Below are 19,207 nucleotides of genomic sequence, written 5' to 3'. Positions count from 1 at the left end.
GTGATTGCCTGTGGCATTGCGTCATCGCCGATCGTCGGCGTCAGTGCCAGTCGAAGGGTGTCCGATGCGTGTCCTGCTTGTTGAGGACGAACCACTTCTGGCGATGTTGCTGGAAGAATGCCTGATCGATCTTGGCCATGAACCAGTTGGTGCGGCAGCCACGGTGGACCAGGCACATACGCTGCTCGATATGGGCATCGTGGACTGTGCCCTGCTCGATTTTTCGCTCGGCGGCGCTGATACCTCGGTCGATGTGGCGCAGCGCCTCGAACGCCTGGGCATCCCGTTCTGTTATCTCAGCGGTCACAGCACGCTTGAACCCGGCAGCGGCGCGCCAGACGCCCCATTATTGACCAAGCCGGTGTCGATGGACGCCCTCACCCGCGCTCTGGAGACCATGGCCATGGTCAGGCCTCGAGCAGACTGTCCTTCCGCGCAAGGCTCACCAGCCTGAGGCCATGCGCCCGCGCCTGATCGACCGCGAGGGTCGAGGCAGCGGAGATCGTGACCAGCAGCGGGCAATCGGCGATCACCGCCTTCTGCACCAGTTCAAAGCTGCACCGTGCGGTCAGAACGATGAAATGCTTGCTGATGGCAAGTGCGGCATGTGCCGCCGCCCCCAGCAATTTGTCCAAGGCATTGTGCCGTCCGACATCCTCGCGCACCAGCACGATTGTGCCGTCGGCTTGGCACAGTGCAGCCGCATGAGCAGCGCGCGTGACGCGGCCCAGCACCTGCATTTCACCCAGGGCTTCAGCCGCGCGAAACATGGCTTGCGGCGCGATATCAAGTCGCGCTGAAACCGGTGTCAGCGGGCGCATCACTTGCTCGAGGCTCTCGATGCCGCACAACCCGCAACTGCCCTCGGCCAGTCGCAACCGCGCGCGTTCCAGAAGTGGTCCAGCACCCGAAGCCGCCAGTTGCACGCGGAGCATCCAGCCGCCCGACTCTACTTCCGCCGCATCGGCGGAAATGAATTCGGCTGGTGACGCGATCAGCTTTTCGGACAGGCAGAAACCCAGCGCGTAGTCTTCAAGATCGGCAGGCGTCGCCATCATCACGGCATAGCCAAGGCCGTTGATCTCTATCGCAACCGGCGCCTCTTCGATCAGCGCTCGCTCGATACGGCGCGGCGTTTCTCCGTCGGCGTAATGCTCGGTGAATGTATAGGGCGTTGCGCCCTCAACCGGCATCGGAGCCGTGCACTGCGGGATCGGTCGCACTGTTCTGCGGCGCAGGTATCCGCCCCTCGGCAATCCGCTTCAGCGCATCGGCGGCAACCGGATCAAGACTTGCACTGTCCTGCGCCAGCAGCATGTCGATCATCACCGGCGTCCAGAACGCGGTCACATGGTCCGCAACCGATGCCACCGGATGATCGTCGAGCGCCATGTTCCGCGCGATCTGGTTGACCATGTAGGCGAGCTTTTCCGCCGTCTGCGCGCTCATTCGGCCGGCTCCATGGCAGTGCCTGCAATGCGGCGTGAGCGGGTTGCCTGCGCCTCGTAGTCTTCCTGCCAATCGGACGGGCCGTTGGATGGGGTGATCTGCACGGCGGTCACCTTGTATTCTGGGCAGTTCGTGGCCCAGTCGGAATAGTCGGTGGTGACGACGTTGGCCTGCGTCGCCGGGTGGTGGAAGGTGGTATAGACCACGCCGGGAGCTACGCGGTCGGTCACCGTCACGCGCAGGGTCGTCTCGCCAGAGCGGCTGGCCAGTTTGACCCAGTCGCCGGTCTTGACGCCTCGGTTTTCGGCATCGGTCGGGTGCATTTCCAGCACGTCCTCAGGATGCCACACGGTGTTGGCCGTGCGCCGGGTCTGCGCGCCGACGTTGTACTGGCTGAGGATGCGCCCCGTGGTCAGAAGCAGCGGGAAGCGTGGTCCTGTGCGCTCATCGGTCGGCACGTAGTCGGTCACCACGAACTTGCCGCGCCCGCGCACGAAGCCGTCGATGTGCATGATCGGGCTGCCATCGGGAGCCTTGTCGTTGACCGGCCATTGCAGCGACCCTTCGGCATCGAGCCGGGCGTAGTTCACGCCTGTGAATGTCGGAGTCAGGCGTGCGATTTCGTCCATGATTTCGGACGGGTGCGTGTAGTTCCAGTCCAGCCCGATCGCACGGGCCAGTTCCTGCGTGACCTGCCAGTCCTCGTAGCCATTGAGAGGCTCCATCACCTTTCGCACCGGCTGGATGCGGCGTTCGGCATTGGTGAAGGTGCCGTTCTTTTCGAGGAACGTCGATCCCGGCAGGAACACGTGTGCGTAATTGGCAGTTTCGTTCAGGAACAGGTCGTGGACGATCACGCATTCCATCGCGGCAAGGCCGGCCGCTACATGCTTGGTATCGGGATCGGACTGGAGAATGTCCTCGCCCTGGATATAGATCGCCTTGAACGTCCCGTCGGTGGCTGCATCGAGCATGTTGGGGATACGCAAGCCCGGTTCGGGATCGATGGGCACGCCCCATTCGGCTTCAAACAGTTCGCGCGTGGCAGCGTCCGATACGTGGCGGTAGCCGGAAAGCTCGTGCGGGAACGACCCCATATCGCATGCGCCCTGCACGTTGTTCTGACCGCGCAAGGGATTCACGCCCACGCCGCGACGGCCGATATTACCGGTCGCCATCGCAAGGTTGGCAATCGCCATGACCGTGGACGAACCTTGGCTATGCTCGGTCACGCCAAGACCATAGTAGATCGCGCCATTGCCGCCCGTGGCATAGAGCCGCGCCGCGCCGCGAACCGTTTCGGCATCCACGCCAGTCACGGGGCTGAGGAACTCGGGGCTGTTGCGCTCCTGCGAAACGAACTCGGCCCAGTGTTGGTATTCGTCCCAGTCGCACCGCTCGCGAATGAAGGCCTCGTCGGCGAGGCTTTCGGTCACGATAACGTGCGCCAGCGCGGTCAGCACTGCCACGTTGGTGCCGGGCCGCAGCGGCAGGTGGAAATCCGCCTCGATATGGGGTGAGCGCACGAGATCTGTCCGTCGCGGATCGATCACGATCAGCTTGGCCCCCTGGCGCAGGCGGCGCTTCATCCGGCTGGCGAAGACGGGGTGCCCATCGGTCGGGTTCGCGCCGATCACCAGCATCACGTCGCTGTCCTCGACACTGTCGAAGTCCTGTGTGCCCGCAGAGGTGCCGAACGTCGTCTTCAAGCCGTAGCCGGTGGGGGAATGACACACTCGCGCGCAGGTATCGACGTTGTTCGTGCCAAACCCCGCCCGGATCAGCTTCTGGACAAGGAACGTCTCTTCATTGGTGCAGCGGCTCGACGTGATCCCGCCCAGCGCATTGCGGCCATAGGTATCGCGGATGTGGTTGATCCGCGTGGCGGCATACGTCAGCGCCTCTTCCCAGTTCACTTCGCGCCAGGGCTGGTCGATGGTCTCGCGGATCATCGGCGAAAGGATGCGCTCCTGATGCTGGGCATAGCCCCAGGCGAAGCGGCCCTTGACGCAGGAATGCCCGCGATTGGCCTTGCCATCCTTCCACGGCACCATCCGCACCACCTGCTCGCCGCGCATCTCCGCGCGGAAGGTGCAGCCGACGCCGCAATAGGCGCATGTGGTGATGACGGAGCGCTCGGGCTTGCCGATTGCCTTGACCGCTTTTTCCTGAAGCGTCGCGGTCGGGCAGGCCTGCACGCAGGCGCCGCACGATACGCATTCGGACGACAGGAAGCTGTCAGAGGTCAGCCCCGCCGAGACCTTGCTGCCGAACCCGCGCCCGTCGATGGTCAGCGCGAAAGTGCCCTGCACTTCGTCGCAAGCGCGCACACAGCGCGAACAGACGATGCACTTGGAGGGGTCGAAATCGAAATAGGGGTTCGAGGTGTCAGTCGCCTGATCGAGATGGTTCTCGCCGGTATAGCCGAACCGCACATCGCGAAGGCCCACGGCGGCGGCCTGATCCTGAAGCTCGCAATCGTTGTTGGCGCTGCAGGTCAGGCAATCGAGCGGGTGATCGGAGATATACAGCTCCATCACCCCGCGCCGCAGCTTTTCAAGCTTGGGCGTCTGGGTGTGGACCTGCATACCCTGCGCCACTGGCGTCGTGCACGATGCTGGCGTCCCGCGCATCCCGTCGATCTCGACCAGGCACAGACGGCACGATCCGAACTGCTTGAGATTGTCAGTCGCACAGAGCTTGGGGATCGAACCGCCGGTCAGCGCGGCAGCGCGCATGACCGTGGTGCCTGCTGGCACGCTAACTTCGCGCCCGTCGATGAAGCAGGTCACCTCTGTGTCCGAATGGACCTCCGGAGTACCAAAATCTGCCTGACGTTCATAGCCCATGGGATCGCCTCTCCGCAGACTCGAGGTCTGCCGGTGTATTGATATTAGCAGGTAAGGTGGCCGATTTCACGGGCTTTGCCCCTATCATCTCGGCAAAGGCCCGAACCGAATGTTTGCGAGAACTGAACAGCAACTCTTCCAGAGCGCCCGCAGCTTTTGCAGGCCAGTGCCCTATGACCGGTTGGGATTCCAGGAATCGCGGCGCGGGTGAAAGCAACAAAAGCAGCGCATCTGGAAGTCCGATGGAATCGACTCCACACGTCAAAACTGAATCGTACCCATTTTCCAATGCATAGTTCAGGGCGCCAGCAACCCCCCCAACGGACCGGAATTTGGAGACGGCCAATCCGGGATGCAGCAAGCGGGGCCTTTGTTTCGGCCAACGATCACAACGGCGTCCGAATGCGCTTCCAACGCCTTCACCGATAACGCGAGAAGCGTTTCCCCGCCCAATTCGGCCAGCGCCTTATCGCTGCCGAAGCGGGTGGACAGGCCACCGGCAAGGACCGCTCCGAGGATCATCGCGCGCTGGTCCGGTGTTTGCGTGCATCCTTCGACAGGCTCAGGATGAACGGATTTCGGGATGCAGGATCGCTAAAACACTCGTTCGTGCTAAGCCTGTCGAAGCACGCGCGCGCCCTCATGCCCCAAAGTCCTCGGGCCAATGCCGTAGCGCAGACAGCACCGGATAAGGCGTGAACCCGCCGAGCGCGCAGAGCGAACCGAACTTCATCGTCTCGCACAAGTCCTCAAGCAGCGCGATCTCGTCGCCGAGCGAGCGCGGTGCCCTCCTCGCGTTATGCATCTGCGGGAGCGTCTCGACCTTGTCCGCCGCGCGGCCGGAACGCGCACGGATGCGGTCGATCAGTTCTACGCCGCGCGTGCTGCCGATGCGGCAAGGCGTGCACTTGCCGCAAGATTCCACGGCGCAGAAGTTCATCGCGAACCGCGCCTGCGCGCTCATGTCGGCAGTGTCATCGAACACAGTCAGCCCGGCGTGGCCGATCAACCCGTCGTTGGCGGCGAAAGCCTCATAATCGAATGGCAGATGGAACTCGGCAGGCGGATGATAGGCCCCAAGCGGCCCGCCGACTTGCACCGCGCGGACCGGACGCCCCGATTCCGTACCCCCTCCGATGGTCATCACCAGTTCGCCCAGCGTCACGCCGAAGCCGATCTCGAACAGTCCGCCATGCTTTACGTTACCCGCAAGCTGGATCGGCATCGTGCCCTTAGAGCGCCCGAACCCAACCGCTGCGTAAGCCGCCGCGCCATTGGCCATGATCCACGGAACCGCCGCCAGCGTCAGCACGTTGTTGACCACGGTCGGCTTGCCGAACAGGCCTTCCAGCGCTGGCAGCGGCGGCTTTGCGCGCACTTCGCCGCGCTTGCCTTCAAGACTGTTGAGCAGTGAGGTTTCCTCGCCACAGACATAGGCGCCCGCACCCACGCGCACTTCGGCCACGAAAGGCGTGACGATATGCGCCGAGGCGCGCACCGCCGCTTCCATCTTGGCGATGGCGTGCGGATATTCGCTGCGGATATAGACGTAACCCTTGCTCGCCCCCACCGCGAGGCCGGCAATCGCCATGCCCTCGATCAGCATGAAGGGATCGCCCTCCATCACCATGCGGTCGGCAAAGGTCGCGCTATCACCCTCGTCGGCATTGCAGACGATGTATTTCTGGTCGGCCAGCGCATTGGCTACGGTCGTCCACTTGATCCCCGCCGGGAAGCCCGCGCCACCGCGTCCACGCAGGCCCGATTCGGTGACTTGCGCGATGGTCGCCTGCCCGCCGATCTCGCGCGCCTTGGCCAATCCCTGCCAACCGCCATTCACGGCATAGTCGTCAAGGCTCAGAGGGCGCGTCTTGCCCGCGCGCGCAAAGGTGAAGCGCTGCTGCTTCGCGATGAACGGATGCTCCTCGATCCGCCCGATCGCCTTGGCCGAAGTGCCATCCAGCACCCTTGCTATGTCCGAAGCCTCAAGCGGGCCGAAGCCCATGCCGTCGATCTCGGCCAGCGGCTCGAGCCACTGCATCCCCCACGAAGAGACACGCTCGACCGAGCAACCCGCCTTGGCAAAGGCATCGGCCACGTCGTCGGCACCGCAAGCAATCGCCAGCGCATCGTCACTGATCCGCACGACTGTCATGCCAGCGTCTCCATCAGCGCGCCCAGTTTACCCGCATCAAGGCGGGCGTGGACCTTGCTACCGATCATCGCATTCGGCCCTACACTGCACAGCCCGAGGCAGTAGATCGCCTCAACCTTTACACGCGGATAATCGGGAAGAGCGGCGACCAAGGCTTCGACTCCGCGCGCCTGGCACGCCTCGGCGCGGCACAGCTTGACCACGGCATGCGGCTCGGGCGCTTCATGGAAGTCGTGATAAAAACTGACGACCCCGTGCACATCGGCGCGGCTGAGATTCAGCGCACTCGCAATCGCGCGGATCGCATCTTCCGAAACATGGCCCCATTCCGCCTGCACATCGTGCAGGATTGGCAGCAGTGGCCCTTCCCGCCCGGCGTGGGACGCGATGATCTGTTCTAACCTCTCCATGCCGCGCAGAATACCTCGATGTTTATTTGTAAGCAACACATACAAATGGGCGAGCTTGCCTTGCACTACCGTCATTACCCAACGGGCAGGCATTGGCCAGTGCCCCCGCCGCAACATAGCATTGCCCGCTGGCAATGGCGCGACCATTGCATCAGGTGAAATGCAAAGTTCCGCTTTGCAGCTTTGCGAATTCACCCGCGCAAGACAATCCAAATTGGGCTAAGGGCACCTGCAACACAGATTCCGAAGGACTCCCGCCGTGCAAGATACCATGCTCCAGCCGCGAGAAACGACCGCCACCGCTGGCGTCCGCACCGACTGGACGCGCGAAGAAATCGCCGCGCTGTTCGACCTGCCGTTCACTGAACTGGTCTTCCGCGCTGCAGAGGTTCATCGCGCTCATCACCGCGCAGGCGAAGTGCAGCTGTGCACGCTGCTCTCGATCAAGACAGGCGGCTGTCCCGAGGATTGCGGCTACTGCTCGCAGTCGGTCAAGGCCGACAGCGGCGTGGAAGCCACCAAGCTGATGGAAGTGCAGAAGGTGCTGCAATCGGCAGCGCAGGCCAAGGACAATGGCTCGAAGCGCTTCTGCATGGGCGCCGCCTGGCGCAACCCCAAGGAGCGCGACATGCCTGCCGTGATCGCCATGATCAAGGGCGTGCGCGAGATGGGCATGGAAACCTGCATGACGCTGGGCATGCTCACGCCGGGACAAGCCGCACAACTCGCCGAGGCTGGACTCGATTACTACAACCACAACATCGACACCTCGCCCGAGCGCTATGAGGAAGTCATCACCACGCGCACCTTCGCGGACCGCTTGCAGACGCTCGACAACGTGCGCGCCGCAGGGATCAACGTCTGCTCGGGCGGCATCGTCGGCATGGGTGAGACCCGCGCGGACCGCGTCGGCTTCGTCCACGCGCTGGCCACGCTCGAACAGCACCCTGAAAGCGTGCCAGTCAACGCGCTGGTCCCGGTAAAGGGCACTGTGCTCGGCAATATGCTGGCAGATACGCCGCTGGCCAAGATCGACGACATCGAGTTCGTCCGCACCGTGGCGGTCGCGCGCATCACCATGCCGCTATCGATGGTCCGCCTTTCGGCTGGCCGTGAATCGATGAGCGAGGCGACGCAATCGCTGTGCTTTATGGCGGGCGCAAACTCGATCTTCACCGGCGACAAGTTGCTGACCGCCGCCAACGCAGGCGACGATGCCGATGCCGCCATGTTCGCACGCCTTGGCCTGAAGCCGATGGAAGGCGAGGAACCGCTGCGCGCCATGAAAGCTGCTGTCGGAGGCTGCTCGGGAGGCTGCGCGGCCTGATGGCTCCCGCAGATACCCGCACAGGCTCGATCTGGTCGGCGCATGTCGCCGATCTTGCCGCATTGGGCGAAAAGGCGCGACTACGCTCGCTCAGTCCGCGCCGGGGAATCGATTTCGCATCCAACGATTACCTCGCGATGTCTTCCTCGCCGCGCCTTGCGGCGGCAGTGCAGGAGGCCATAGCGCGCGGCGTTCCATTGGGTTCGGGCGGTTCGCGCCTGCTGCGCGGCAACGATCCCGAACACGAGCTGCTGGAAGAGGAAGCCGCGCGGTTCTTCGGCAGTGAATCTGCGCTGTTCTTCTCGGCCGGCTACGCCGCCAATGTCGCGCTGCTCTCCACCTTGCCGCAGCGCGGCGACCTGATCGTCTATGACGAGCTCGTCCACGCCTCGATGCACGAAGGCTTGCGCCTCACCCGTGCCACCGCGGTAAGCGCCGCGCACAACGATCCGCAAAGCTTCGACGATGCGGCCCATGAATGGCGAGCGAAGGGCAATTCCGGGCGCATCTGGCTGGCGTTCGAAACGCTCTATTCTATGGACGGCGACATGGCCCCGGTGGCGGATATGGCCGCCGTCGCACAGCGCCACGATGCAGTGATGCTGATCGACGAAGCGCACGCAACGGGCGTGTTCGGCGCGCAAGGGCGGGGGCTTGCCGCCGATCTCGACGGGCGCCCGGATACGATAGTTTTGCGCACTTGCGGCAAGGCACTGGGTTGTGAAGGCGCTCTGGTTCTCGGCCCGCGTATTGTGCGCGATTTCCTCGTCAACCGCGGACGGCCGTTCATTTTCTCGACCGCACCGTCGCCACTGGCCGCCGCCGCCGTGCGTGAGGCGATCCGTATCCTGGCGGACGAACCCGACCGCCGCGACGCCTTGCACGATCTGGTCAGCCATGCCGAGCGCGTGCTCGGGCGGCACGGCGCAATTTCCACCGGCTCGCAAATCCTGCCGCTGATCCTGCATGACGATGCCCGGACGATGACAGTAGCTGCCCGGCTGCAGAAGGCCGGCTTCGACGTGCGCGGCATTCGCCCGCCCACGGTTCCGCAAGGCACCAGCCGCTTGCGCATTTCGCTCACCCTCAACGCCAGCCGCGACGACGTCGACTCACTTGGAGCGACCTTGGCCGAGGCGTTGCAATGAGCGCATTCGTAGTGACCGGCACCGATACCGGCATCGGCAAGACGATCTTCTCTGCTGCGCTTACCGGAGCGCTGCGGGCGCATTACTGGAAGCCGATCCAAGCAGGGCTTGATGACGGCGCAGACCGCGATCACGTCGCCCACTTGTCAGGCGTTACCGCCGCGCAGATCCTGCCCGAGGCCTATCGTTTCAACACACCCTGCTCTCCGCACCGCGCTGCGGAAATCGATGGCGTGGAAGTCGACCTTGCACGCCTCGCGCTGCCGGATATCCGCCCGCTCGTGATCGAAGGGGCTGGCGGTGCGCTCGTCCCGGTCACTCGCGACACCACTTATGCCGATGTCTTCGCGTGGTGGAATCTGCCGGTGATCGTCGTCGCGCGCACAGCGCTTGGCACGATCAACCACTCGCTGATGACCTTCGAGGTTCTCCGTTCACGCGGCATTGCCGTCCACGGCGTGGCCTTCGTCGGCGATGCCAACGAGGACAGCGAAGCCACGATCGGAGCGATGGGCAAGGTCAGACGGCTGGGACGCCTGCCGATGCTGGACCATTTGACTCCGCAAAGCCTTGAAGTCGCATTCGCGCAAGGCTTCCGGATTGCCGATTTCAACTAGTCCTCGAAAATCGCCACCGCACGCGTCCAGCCAGCCGATGCGCCTCTGATCTTGTGCGGAAAGCAGCTGACGGTGAAGCCACTTGGCGGCAGCACTTCCAGATTGTGCAACTTTTCGAGGTGACAATAGCCGATGTCGCGCCCGGCCTTGTGGCCCTCCCATATCAGAGAGGTATCGCCAGTCTCCTTGACCTTCTCGGCGGTGTGGACAAACGGCGCATCCCAACTCCATGCATCGGTGCCGGTCACGCGCACGCCGCGCGATGTGAGGTACATCGTCGCTTCATAGCCCATGCCGCAGCCTATGCTGACATAGTTGGGATCGCCCACCGCCTTGCCTGCCGCGGTGTTCACCAGCACGATCTCGAGCGGCTGCAGTGTGTGGCCGATGCGCTTCAGTTCGTCTTCCACATCCTGAGCAGTGACAACGTAACCATCGGGAAACTTGGTGAAATCAAGCTTCACGCCCGGTTGAAAACACCATTCCAACGGGACCTCGTCGATCGTGATCGCACGTTCACCACCGTTCATGGTGGGATGGAAGTGCCACGGCGCGTCCAGATGCGTGCCGTTGTGCGTGGTCAGCGTCACGTTTTCCACGGCCGCAAAGCCAGCGCTATCGGGCGTGTCCTGCGGGGTAACGCCGGGGAAGAAGAACCCCAGTTCGGGCATGGTTTCGCCATGCTTCTGGTACTCGATCTTCGGGCGCAAGAACGGCGGGTCGGTGATGACATCGTTCTCGAGGTAGATCGAAAGATCGACGAAACGGCGACTCATGGCATTTCCTTATGATGCGCTTGTTCAGCGCGGCATCAACTCTATCCTGAGGCCGGCCAGCGTGACGACAATCGCTAAAGCAGCGCCGAACGCCATCTTCGCCAGAATTGCCGGCCACCATGCCAACACTGCCGCGCCTATGGCAGCCAGTACGGCTGCCGCCAGAACGACCCCGCCAATGGCTCCGGCCAAACCGCAAACTAGACCGCGCGCGATCAGTCCTCTTGGCAGAACTCCCGGCCGCGACGCCTCGCCATCGCCCCCGGTAAAATTCTGCTTTCGCAATGCCTTGCGTGCCATAACACCAGGCACCAGCGTGGCCATCATTCCGATCACAAAACCCTGCGGCCCATAGTCGTAAACATAGCCTCCAACTCCCCACAGCGGCACGTTCGCCGCCGTCCCGAAGACCAGCACAAAAAACAAACCGCTCAGCACCGCATTGATAACGAAGCTGACCATGGTTTCGCGGCGGATATGGGCAATTGCGTTCATTCAGGCATTATTACCGCCAAGCGTCTCGGCAAACCAGTCGGCAATGAGGTCGCGCCCGTAGGCCATGTTGTCTGCACCCACATGCTCGACCCCGCCTTCACGGGCGGTGAAGATCACCTTTTCGCGGCGCGGCGAATTGACCAACTGGTCATATAGATCATCGGCGTAGGACACGCTGATCTGGCGGTCGTGCGCGCCGTGGGTGACGAGGAACGGCACCGTGATCCGGTCCATATGGCCGTTGAGGTTCATCTCTGTGCTCCTGGCCATGAATTCATCCATGTCCTTCGCGCCGAACGCCCACATCACGTGCGCCCAATAGTGCGGCACGGGGTTCTCGCCTTCGCGGTTCAGGCGCTTGTCCTGCACTTCGCGCCAGTTGTGATTGGCGCCCCACACTGCGCCGCTGGCAAAGCGCGGCTCATAGGCTACCGCACGCGGGGCAAAGTGGCCGCCGAGCGAAATGCCGGTCATGCCGATGCGCACCGGGTCCACATCAAGCTGCGCTTCCAGCCAATCGACGGCTTTGCTCGCCCAATTCTCGCTATGCGGATCGACCGGCAGCCCCTGCAGACGCAGCGCTTCGCCTGAACCCGGCTGATCGACGCACAGAGTCGACACGCCGCGACGCGCCAGCGCTTCGGGGAGGCGGCTCCAATAGAGCAACTCCTTGCAGCTATCGAGGCCGTTGCAATAGACCACTACGGGGTGTGGTCCCGGCCCTGTCGCGCGGGTGTAGAGCGCAGGCATGATACCTGTTGCCAGCGGGATTTCCACGCGCTCGCGATTGATCTGGCCCAGCGCAGTCGACTTGTCGAACGCGGCGCGCGCCTTGGCGTAAGTCGCCTCGCGGCCCGGGGCGCCATGGCCCTGCATGCGCTCGGCCACCAGCAGGTAAAGCGAGGCTCGTTCCAGCTTGTTCGAAGCAGAGAACATGCGGCCCTTGGCCTCGTCCTCAGCGGCAAGGTCAATCAACTTGTCGCCAAACGCCGCCCATTGCTTCATGAACTGCGGCGTGCCTGCATCGCCGCCGCTGGCCGCGGCATCGATGATCGGCTGGCACATGTCCACGATTTCGCCGATCAACCCGCCGCTTTCCATCGCGATCGAGACGGACAGGTTCCAGATGTAGTTCGGGAACGGTTCGTAAAGCGCCATCGATCAAGCCTCAACCGTCTGGAACAGGCCGGGATTGGCATGGGGGTGGGGCAGCGTTTGCGGACCGCCCGTGCCGATGCCCCACTGGTCCATGACCATCGGTGCGGGCACGTGCACCTTGTACTGGTGCGTGTCGAAATCGACCTCTTCCAGTTCCGAGGTATATTCGGTCACGAACCCTCCCGGCGTGACGAAATAGCTGAAGGTGTTATTGCCCGCCGTGTGCCGTCCCGGCCCCCAGCCGATATCGACACCTTTCAGCTTCAACCTGTGCATACCGCGCATCATGTCGTCTACGCTCAGCATGTCATAAGCCACATGGTTGAGGCACGGCGGCCCCGGCAGGATCGCAATGCGGTGGTGCGCCGAATTGCAGCGCAGGAAGCACATGAAATCACCGAGCCAGTCGGACACTTTCATGCCCAGCACATCGGTGAAGAATGCGACCAGCGCCTGATGGTTGGGGCTGTGCAGCACGATGTGGCTGATCTTGACCGGGACACCTTCCCAGCGCGCCAGATCGCGCTTGGTGCCCTTGGCGACGTCGCTCGAAATTTCTAGCAAGAGGCCATCGGGCGAGAAAAAGCGGAAACCGTAGCCACCGCCGGGCGACGTCAGGTCTGCAGGTTCGCTGGCGATGCGGCAGCCAGCGGCTTCCACCTTGGCGCGTAGCGCATCCACATCGGCGCGGCTGTCTGCAGCCAGCGCGATAACGTCGATGCGGTTCTCGTCTGCCTTGCGCAATTGCACGACATGGTGCTCGTCCGCGCCTTGCGCCTTGAACCAGGCTTGGGTCTCGTCCTCGCCCACGGGCTCAAGGCCCCAGACATCGGCATAGAATGTCTTTTCAGCGTCGAAGTCTTCGACGCCATATCCGACATAACGGATTTCGGTGACGCGGCTCATGGGACTATCCTTGAAAGTCTGATCAGATGGGTTGCGCGACGACAGCGAACATTTCGCCGGTCGCCTTGTGATTATCCACCGGCGGGCCCTTGCCCAACTGGCCGTGGCAGATGGCGAGGCTGCTTTCGACGATGTAGCGGCAGCGTTCATAGCGCCGGTCACGATAGGACTTGAGCGCAGTCTCGACGTCGCTCGCGCGGTCCAGTTCCTCGGCCAGCACGATGGCATCCTCGATCGCCATGCCCGCGCCTTGCCCCAGATGCGGCGTGGTCGCGTGGACGGCATCACCGAGCAGGCCGATGCGACCCCGGCTCCAGTCGCCGTGCACCATCATGCCTTCGAGCGGGCGATAGACCACACCCCCATCGTCGGTGATCTGTTCGCCCAGCGCGCGGATGGCCGGCGAACAATTCGCCAGCTTGGCACGCATGGCAGCAGCGATGCCTTGCGTGGGATAGCGCGGATTATCTGGCTCAGGCGTGGTCACGTACATGTACATCACCTCGGCGCTCATCGGCACCAACCCTACGCCGGTCGGGCCGTTGTAGACCTGCAAGGCGTCGAGGCCTTCTGCGCGCGGGAAGTTGTATCGCCACACGGCCTGCCCGGTGAACTGGGGCGTTTCGGCATCGGGCAGGACTATCTTGCGGGTCTGCGAATAGACGCCGTCGGCACCGATCACCGCATCAAAGCTGGCAGCTTGGCCATTGGAGAATGTGACGCCCACCTTTGCGCCGTCGTCCTGCATGACTTCGGCGGTCACGCCCAAGCAGATTTCAGCGCCCGCCGCTCGGGCATTGTCGCCCAGCACCTTTTGCAAGGCGCGGCGGCCGATACCGACATTGGCCGGCTTGCCCTCGACCAGTCGCGGCGTCGGCACACGCGCCACCTTGGTACCATCGGGCGCGAAGATCTCGACCGCATCGAATCCGCAGGCGGCATCCAGAAAGCTGTCGAGCACGCCAAGCTGGTCCATCGCGCGCACGACGTTCGACTGCTGGATGATGCCCACGCCATAGACCGACCACGAAGGATCGCGTTCGATGACGGTGACGCGATGGCCCTTGCGCCCCAGCGCAATCGCTGCAGAAAGCCCGCCGATACCGGCACCGATGACGAGAATGTCGAGGTTTTGCATGTCACTGTGCCGGAACCCGCCGAAGCGGCGATCAGGCTTCTCCCTTGGGTATGATTTTCGATCAGTCCGGTGATTAGGGACGCTGCGCCAATCAATAAAGCAAACAGTTTCTATGCCAGTGCATTCACAGAATGGATAGATCGGTGTTCTAGAACCAGACGATCGTGTCATCTGTTTCCCTTGACAGCGCGCTTGCGAATCCGGATACGGTTATAAGAATAATCGTTCTAATAATTTCGGATGCGCCAACGGGCGAAGGGAGAACTGATGACCAGTCAGACAACGGGGCACCGCACACCCGGCGTGGCACAAGGGCTCACCATCGTCGTCACCGGGTTTCTTCCGATCGTGGCTATCGTCTCGATGTTCCCGGCGGTGCCTGCGATGATCGCACACTTTGCGAATGATCCCGCTGCGCCGACCAAGGTTCCCGCGATGGTTTCCGCGCCGGGCCTGACAATCGCCATTCTCGCGCTGTTCGCTGGCCTCATGGTCGACCGCTTCGGGCGCCGTCGCCTGCTGCTGCTCTCGACCGGGCTTTACGGCTTTGTCGGCATGGCCCCGTTCTTCCTTGAAAATCTCGATCACATCTATGCATCGCGCTTGCTGCTCGGCGTGGCCGAAGCTGCAATCCTGACCACGGCGAACACCTTGATCGGCGATTACTGGGACGAAAATGGTCGCCGCAAATGGCTGTCCCTCCAGGGTATGCTTGGGCCGTTCTTTGGCAGCGCGGTGATCTTTACCTCGGGCTACCTCGCGTCGATGAGCTGGAATTCGGTGTTCCTGATTTACGGCGTCGGCTTCCTCGCCTTCTTCGCCATGCTCGCCTTCATCTATGAGCCGGAGAACGACGATACGGCCCGCAAGATGCTCGGCATCGGCGAAACCGCTTCCACTCCGTTCCCGCTGGTCGGCGTCCTGACTTTTGGCCTCGTCACCCTCTTCGGCGGCGCGCTCTATTACGTGTTCATCATCAATGGCGGCATCGTCTGGCAGGAACTCGGCGTGTCAGACCCTGCCGAAATCGGCCGCCTGACCACGATCCCCAGCCTGTTCGTGATTGTCGGCGCGGTGATCTTCTGGTTCACCGGGCGCTTCGGCCCGCGCATCCAGCTGACGGTGTTCCTCACGCTGCTCGGGTCAGGGCTGGCTGTTATCGGCCTCGCGTCCGACTGGAAGGGCATGGTTGCCGGAATGGCCCTGCAGCAGACCGGCGCTGGCATGGCCGTGCCGACTCTGATCGCATGGGCCCAAGGCTACCTTCCGTTCGAGCATCGCGGACGCGGCATGGGCGTGTGGACCGCTGCCTTCTTCCTCGGCCAGTTCGTCTCGCCCCTGCTCGTCAGCATCGCGCGCGGCATTTCGGGCACGATGCAGGGCGCGTTCTTCATCGCAGGCCTGATCGGCATCGTCATTGCCGCAGCCACCTGGTTCATCGTCACACCGCGCCAGCAGCCGCAAGCCGCCTGACGCAAAAGGAATAGCCATGACTTCCAAGATCAAGAGAGGCGTCAGCCTTTATTCCTTTCAGGAGGAAATGTTCCTCGGCAAGATGACCGTCGAGGACTGCGTGTCGTTCGCCGCCTCGATTGGCGCCAATGGCATCGAAATTCTCCCTGAACAGAACATGCCGACCTTCCCGAACTTGTCTGACGCACAGGTCGAAGAATGGAAGGCCATGGTTGCCCGCCACGGCTGCCACTTCACCGCCTATGACATGTTCCTCGACACCAAGCGCCGCAAGGACCGGCTGATGTCGGACGAAGAGCAGGTAGACAGCATCGTGCGCGATCTCACACTGTGCAACCGCCTCGGCATCCGCAACATGCGCGTTCTGGTGTTCGTACGGCCGGACATTCTCGCCCGCTGCGTGCCCCATGCCGAAGATCTCGACGTCCATATGGGCGTCGAAGTCCACGCGCCGTGGCACATGGAGCACGCGTGGATCCTGCGCACGATCGAGGAAGCCGACCGGCTCGGCACCAGGCACCTCGGCGTCCTGCCCGACATGGGCATCTTCATGAAGCACTATCCCCCCGCATTCCGCGCCCGCTTCGAACGGCAAGGCGCGCGGCCCGAAGTCGCGCAGTTCATCGTCGACAGCCACGAAGCCAAGATCATGGCCGAGTACACGATCTATGAAGTCGCGGTGAAAATGCAGGGCAACAAAGCCGAGGTCGCCATGGCCGAAACCCTGCGCCATGCGCCTTACGCCAACCCCAAGCGCCTCGGCGATTACGCGCCCTATTTTCGCCATATCCAAGCCAAGTTCTACGAAATGGACGCGGAATGCACCGACCCTGCCATCGCCTATGACGAAGTCATCGACGAACTGGTTCGCTGCGGCTGGGAAGGCACACTTTCGAGCGAATACGAAGGCAACCGCTGGATTCAGGACGTCCACGAAGTCGATAGCCGCGAACAGGTCCGCCGCCAGCACCTCATGTTCGAACGCCTGATTGCACAGTCCGAAGCGAAATACGGGGTTGCAGCATGAGGACACTCGCACTGATCTGCGGTGTCGCGCTTTCGGCGCTGGCGCTATCGCCTGCAGCTGAGGCGCAACAAGGACCCGGCCCCAGTCGTGAAACGATTGTGGCACCTTGGCAGCCGGGCTCGATCGCGCTGCCGATTTCCGCCGCCGTGGCCGAACGCGAGATCTGGCATCTCGATAATGGCGCCGCAGCCGTCCGCAATGTCGCCCGCCCGACGCTGACCCCGTTTCTCCCAGTCGGCCCGGCGAGCGGAGCAGCGGTGATCATCGCCCCCGGCGGCGGTTTCCTCGGGCTTGCGATGGAGAAGGAAGGCTGGGACGTTGCGCGGTGGTTCGCCAACCACGGCATCGCCGCGTTCGTGCTCAAGTATCGCCTCTTGCCAACACCGCCGTCGCAGCCAGCATTTGCCGACAAGCTGATGCGCATGATCAAGGGGGAAAATGTCGGCTTTGCGCTGCCCGCCGATACCCCACCCGAAGCATTGGCGGATGGCCTTGCCGCGCTGCGCCATGTCCGTGCCCACGCCGCCGAGTTCGGCGTTGACCCCGCACGCATCGGTTTCATGGGCTTTTCCGCAGGCGGATTTCTGACACGCAGCGTGGTGGAGAATGCAGGGGCCGACATGCCCGCCTTCGCCGCGCCGATCTATCCCAACATGAAGCCCATGAAAGTGCCGGACAACGCTCCGCCGATGTTCGTAGCGATTGCCGCCGATGATTTCCTGATTCCCATGGCTGGTGGCGACACCGCCTTGCCTGACAGCTACCGCAAGGCAGGCAAATCCATAGAGTTCCATCTCTTCGAATCGGGAGGCCATGGCTACGGCCTCGGCAAACCTGCGGGCACTACCTCGCAGTGGCCCGCACTGATGCTGCGTTGGCTAGAGGTCAAAGGCCTGCTCAAGGGGGACAAATAATGTTCGACAAGTACCTGATCGATCCCGCCACCGTGCGCAACACCGGCCCGGCGGACGCCCCCACCGGCTTCGCCTTCGAGGCCAAGCTTGGCTATTATCGCGGGCTTGGCCTGTCGATGATCGAGGAACTCAATATCGGGATCGACGGCGAGGTGCTGCCCCGGGCCGCAATCCGTTTTGATGAAGGTCCGGGCCCTCTGACCCTCGACGAGATGGAAAACGCGTTCGACCGCCGCTGGTGCTTCGGCGCTCCGGCCACGATCCTTGTGGACAATCCGGGCGGCTTCCCCAAAGGCGCGCACAAGCTGACGCTTCAGCAGAAGCTGCGCATTTCCTACATGCCCTTCCCCTCGTTCAACAACGACGAGAAGATGGTAGAAATCGCCTGATGCGCCGGACTCTCGCTTTCGTGGCACTGGCCTTGCTCGGCAATGCCCCTGCCAAGCCCGACAACCGCGCCATCGTCGAAGACTTTGCGCGGCTGTTCTACGGCGAACGCGACGTGAAAGGCGCGTTCGAGAAATACGTTGTGCCCGATTACATCCAGCACAACCCCGGCGTTCCCGATGGCCGCGATGCTGCTGTTGCACTGCTCCAGCCGATGTTCGCGGACCGCACGCGCAGCTTCGAGGTCCGCAAGATTCTGGTCGATGGCGATCTGGCCGCGATCCATATCTTGGCGCGGCCCAGTCCCGAAGCGCGCGGTGCGGCTGTGGCTGACTTCTACCGGCTCAAGGACGGCAAGATCGTCGAACATTGGGACATCATCCAGCCGATCCCCGAAAAGTCCGCCAACCCGCACCCGATGTTCTGAAGGTTACGCCCGGTCCTTGATCGGCTCCATCACCACGAAAGTCGACGTGTTGGCCACGTGCGGCAGCGTGGAGATCTTTTCGCCCAGCACGGTGCGGAAGCGGCGGATGTCTGCCGTGCGCACTTTCATCAGGTAGTCGAAGTTGCCCGCGATCATGTGGCATTCCTCGATCTCGGGAATAGCCATGACGCCGCGATTGAATTCGGCCAGTGCCTGTTCGCGCGTGTCGGACAGCTTCACTTCGGTGAAAGCGATGTGATCCAGCCCCAGCCGCCCCATGTCGAGCACGGCGCGAAAGCCCTTGATCACCCCGTCGTCGATCAACCGCCTCAGGCGCACCTGACACGGGGTTTTCGACAGCCCCACCTTTTCGGCAAGTTCCGTTACGGCCATGCGGCCATCGCGCGACAAATGCTCGATGATCTTGCGATCGAACTGGTCAAGTTGCCTTTCAATGATTTCCATTTCGCATTTATGAACTGCATAATCTGGAAAATAAAGCTATTTCCCCCTCATTCCGCGCTCTAAAAAGTCAGAATGCCAGGTTTTGC

21 protein-coding genes are annotated in these 19,207 nt (G+C 62.6%); 9 read left to right on the top strand and 12 right to left on the bottom strand.

Annotated features, from left to right (window positions below; translation table 11 throughout):
• Positions 1-64: 64 nt before the first annotated feature.
• Positions 65-454 (top strand): response regulator, encoded by a 390-nt coding sequence (locus RM192_RS03560; RefSeq protein WP_311506202.1) that lies wholly within the window; start codon positions 65-67, stop codon positions 452-454.
• Here the strand turns inward: RM192_RS03560 and fdhD are convergent.
• The 6 genes from fdhD to RM192_RS03530 form a co-directional block, all read right to left on the bottom strand.
• Entirely contained in the window at positions 408-1,193 is a 786-nt protein-coding gene (fdhD, locus tag RM192_RS03555) for a formate dehydrogenase accessory sulfurtransferase FdhD (protein ID WP_311506201.1), read from the bottom strand. The two genes, RM192_RS03560 and fdhD, sit on opposite strands and share 47 nt — an antisense overlap.
• Positions 1,183-1,449, bottom strand: coding sequence for a formate dehydrogenase subunit delta (locus RM192_RS03550; RefSeq protein WP_311506200.1), 267 nt, complete (start codon positions 1,447-1,449; stop codon positions 1,183-1,185). Before RM192_RS03550 ends, fdhD begins: the two co-directional genes overlap by 11 nt.
• Positions 1,446-4,298: a formate dehydrogenase subunit alpha gene (gene fdhF / locus RM192_RS03545; protein ID WP_311506199.1), complete on the bottom strand. Its 2,853-nt coding sequence runs from the start codon at positions 4,296-4,298 to the stop codon at positions 1,446-1,448. Before fdhF ends, RM192_RS03550 begins: the two co-directional genes overlap by 4 nt.
• Positions 4,299-4,595: 297 nt before the next feature.
• Positions 4,596-4,820, bottom strand: a complete 225-nt coding sequence (locus RM192_RS03540; RefSeq protein ID WP_311506198.1) for an NTP transferase domain-containing protein — start codon at positions 4,818-4,820, stop codon at positions 4,596-4,598.
• A gap of 118 nt (positions 4,821-4,938) precedes the next feature.
• Positions 4,939-6,453, bottom strand: coding sequence for an NADH-ubiquinone oxidoreductase-F iron-sulfur binding region domain-containing protein (locus RM192_RS03535; RefSeq protein WP_311506197.1), 1,515 nt, complete (start codon positions 6,451-6,453; stop codon positions 4,939-4,941).
• Complete coding sequence (locus RM192_RS03530; protein ID WP_311506196.1) at positions 6,450-6,863, bottom strand: NAD(P)H-dependent oxidoreductase subunit E; 414 nt, start codon at positions 6,861-6,863, stop codon at positions 6,450-6,452. Before RM192_RS03530 ends, RM192_RS03535 begins: the two co-directional genes overlap by 4 nt.
• 271 nt (positions 6,864-7,134) lie before the next feature.
• Here RM192_RS03530 and bioB point away from each other — a divergent pair, with 271 nt between their 5' ends.
• From bioB to bioD, 3 genes are read left to right on the top strand one after another with little or no spacing between them, the layout of a single operon-like run.
• A complete protein-coding gene (gene bioB / locus RM192_RS03525) occupies positions 7,135-8,190 on the top strand; it encodes a biotin synthase BioB (protein WP_311508559.1) in 1,056 nt (351 codons plus the stop codon).
• The gene (locus RM192_RS03520; RefSeq protein ID WP_311506195.1) at positions 8,190-9,338 is read left to right on the top strand and encodes an 8-amino-7-oxononanoate synthase; all 1,149 of its coding nucleotides are present in this window, start codon (positions 8,190-8,192) and stop codon (positions 9,336-9,338) included. Before bioB ends, RM192_RS03520 begins: the two co-directional genes overlap by 1 nt.
• Positions 9,335-9,955, top strand: coding sequence for a dethiobiotin synthase (gene bioD, locus RM192_RS03515; protein ID WP_311506194.1), 621 nt, complete (start codon positions 9,335-9,337; stop codon positions 9,953-9,955). Before RM192_RS03520 ends, bioD begins: the two co-directional genes overlap by 4 nt.
• On the opposite strand, the gene RM192_RS03510 is transcribed toward bioD, so the two are convergent.
• Genes RM192_RS03510 through RM192_RS03490 form a run of 5 tightly spaced genes read right to left on the bottom strand, consistent with a single transcriptional unit; the run spans position 9,952 to position 14,428 of the window.
• Complete coding sequence (locus RM192_RS03510) at positions 9,952-10,731, bottom strand: cyclase family protein (RefSeq protein WP_311506193.1); 780 nt, start codon at positions 10,729-10,731, stop codon at positions 9,952-9,954. The two genes, bioD and RM192_RS03510, sit on opposite strands and share 4 nt — an antisense overlap.
• 24 nt (positions 10,732-10,755) lie before the next feature.
• Positions 10,756-11,226 (bottom strand): hypothetical protein, encoded by a 471-nt coding sequence (locus RM192_RS03505; RefSeq protein ID WP_311506192.1) that lies wholly within the window; start codon positions 11,224-11,226, stop codon positions 10,756-10,758.
• Positions 11,227-12,384 (bottom strand): prolyl oligopeptidase family serine peptidase, encoded by a 1,158-nt coding sequence (locus RM192_RS03500; RefSeq protein WP_311506191.1) that lies wholly within the window; start codon positions 12,382-12,384, stop codon positions 11,227-11,229.
• A 3-nt stretch (positions 12,385-12,387) separates the two neighbouring features.
• Positions 12,388-13,290, bottom strand: coding sequence for a VOC family protein (locus RM192_RS03495; RefSeq protein ID WP_311506190.1), 903 nt, complete (start codon positions 13,288-13,290; stop codon positions 12,388-12,390).
• Between the two features lie 22 nt (positions 13,291-13,312).
• Positions 13,313-14,428, bottom strand: coding sequence for an FAD-dependent oxidoreductase (locus RM192_RS03490; RefSeq protein WP_311506189.1), 1,116 nt, complete (start codon positions 14,426-14,428; stop codon positions 13,313-13,315).
• Positions 14,429-14,695: 267 nt separating this feature from the next.
• Here RM192_RS03490 and RM192_RS03485 point away from each other — a divergent pair, with 267 nt between their 5' ends.
• The 5 genes from RM192_RS03485 to RM192_RS03465 are packed head-to-tail and all read left to right on the top strand — an operon-like array spanning position 14,696 to position 18,656.
• Positions 14,696-15,901 carry an MFS transporter gene (locus RM192_RS03485; protein ID WP_311506188.1) on the top strand — a complete coding sequence of 402 codons (1,206 nt, stop codon included), beginning with the start codon at positions 14,696-14,698 and terminating at the stop codon, positions 15,899-15,901.
• 16 nt (positions 15,902-15,917) lie between these two features.
• Entirely contained in the window at positions 15,918-16,928 is a 1,011-nt protein-coding gene (locus RM192_RS03480; protein WP_311506187.1) for a TIM barrel protein, read from the top strand.
• Complete coding sequence (locus RM192_RS03475; RefSeq protein ID WP_311506186.1) at positions 16,925-17,842, top strand: alpha/beta hydrolase; 918 nt, start codon at positions 16,925-16,927, stop codon at positions 17,840-17,842. The genes RM192_RS03480 and RM192_RS03475 overlap by 4 nt, the downstream gene beginning before the upstream one ends.
• Positions 17,842-18,231: a DUF6379 domain-containing protein gene (locus RM192_RS03470; RefSeq protein WP_311506185.1), complete on the top strand. Its 390-nt coding sequence runs from the start codon at positions 17,842-17,844 to the stop codon at positions 18,229-18,231. Before RM192_RS03475 ends, RM192_RS03470 begins: the two co-directional genes overlap by 1 nt.
• Positions 18,231-18,656 (top strand): nuclear transport factor 2 family protein, encoded by a 426-nt coding sequence (locus RM192_RS03465; protein WP_311506184.1) that lies wholly within the window; start codon positions 18,231-18,233, stop codon positions 18,654-18,656. The genes RM192_RS03470 and RM192_RS03465 overlap by 1 nt, the downstream gene beginning before the upstream one ends.
• 3 nt (positions 18,657-18,659) lie before the next feature.
• On the opposite strand, the gene RM192_RS03460 is transcribed toward RM192_RS03465, so the two are convergent.
• Complete coding sequence (locus RM192_RS03460) at positions 18,660-19,121, bottom strand: Lrp/AsnC family transcriptional regulator (protein ID WP_311506183.1); 462 nt, start codon at positions 19,119-19,121, stop codon at positions 18,660-18,662.
• Positions 19,122-19,207 lie beyond the last annotated feature (86 nt).

This window comes from Novosphingobium sp. MMS21-SN21R (assembly GCF_031846015.1).
GTDB lineage: Bacteria > Pseudomonadota > Alphaproteobacteria > Sphingomonadales > Sphingomonadaceae > Novosphingobium.
This window is presented reverse-complemented; position numbering and strand designations above follow the sequence as displayed.